This window comes from Pseudomonas sp. Sample_16, from assembly GCF_004307665.1.
Lineage (GTDB): Bacteria > Pseudomonadota > Gammaproteobacteria > Pseudomonadales > Pseudomonadaceae > Aquipseudomonas.
In genome coordinates, this window is sequence record NZ_RCOB01000112.1 from 202 (window position 1) to 1,393 (window position 1,192).

A 1,192-nucleotide genomic window follows, 5' to 3' on the forward strand; every position below is an offset into this window, starting at 1 on the left:
AACAGACACCGCACAACTCAGGTCGGACAGGTCTCCTGCCCATTATCCAGACCCTGCTTGTAGGTATGGCTTTGCAGGCTGGCCTTGCCGTTGTGCCAGGTCAGCGTCAACACATACAACGAGTCGAAGTCGCTGGATTCCCAATCCTCGGTGATCTTCTGCTTCTTGCCGACGGCTTCCCCGGCGACCTTGTTGATCAACTCCGGCAGGTAGCCGTGGGACCACGCCGTGTATATGACCGAGTTGTGATACTTGTCGTGCAGCAGTTCATCGGCCAGGTCGCTGGTGTCGTTGGCCGAGTATTTGATATTGACCGGCAAGCCGAGCTTGATCGCGCTGGGGCTGATGGTCATCAAAGGGCGAATGTAACTGTAAGAGTTGTCCAGCTCGCCTTCCTCGACATTGCGCGTCGGGTTGGCGGCAAACACGTAGTCGGCCTTGCCGAATTTTTCCGGCAGCAACGTGGCCAGGTCGATCGCACGATTCAGTCCCTGGCAATTGAGCTGGCCGAGGCCGCCCGCGGGTTTTTCCGCGTGGCGCAGGAACACCAGCGTCTGTGTGCCGTCCGCCGGCTGGGCGCGGCTTTCGCTCGACTCCAGCAACATGAACAACGCGCTGGCCGCCAGCAGGGCGGGCAGGAAAATGTAGGCGCGATGTTTGAAGCGATTAGCGAGTTTCAGAAAATTCGTCATGGAAAAAAGAGTTCTTCAGCATATTGGTTAAGGCTGACAAACCTTTACACCGCGGCTTTCCTGCGTCGGGTGTTTTCCATGTCGTGAAGCCGGTCCGTTTCAAAAGGGGCAGTGCTCAGAGTCCTCTGAAGCCCATTTGGTTCGATTCCGGCCCGAGAGCGCAGCAATGTACCGGTAACCATGAACGGGTTGCAGCGAAGGTTATCGACATGATGTTGCGGATTTATGGCCACCCTACACCGCCATGCACGCATTCACGCTGTGATCCTTATTGATCTTGACCATCAGCGTTATCGATGGCGCCGGCGGTCTCAATTCGCGAGATGTCCATTATCATCGGTGTTCTCAATTTTCTCGTGGATCCAACCCATGACCGATTTGTCTGCATTCCCCATCACTCAAAAATGGCCGGCCCAGTATCCGGAGTGGATTCAGCTGTACTCCTTGCCGACCCCCAACGGCGTCAAGGTGTCGATCATGCTTGAAGAGATCGGCCTGCC

Annotated in this window: 1 protein-coding gene and 1 pseudogene; one reads left to right on the forward strand and one right to left on the reverse strand. The window is 56.1% G+C overall.

The genetic code is table 11. The features are described 5' to 3' along the window. Window positions 1-17: 17 nt before the first annotated feature. Window positions 18-692: a hypothetical protein gene (locus tag D8U69_RS16255; protein ID WP_056854804.1), complete on the reverse strand. Its 675-nt coding sequence runs from the start codon at window positions 690-692 to the stop codon at window positions 18-20. Between the two features lie 369 nt (window positions 693-1,061). On the opposite strand from D8U69_RS16255, the pseudogene D8U69_RS16260 reads away from it, so the two are divergent. Further along, window positions 1,062-1,192 (forward strand): annotated as a pseudogene (locus tag D8U69_RS16260) (glutathione S-transferase); the annotation flags it as partial.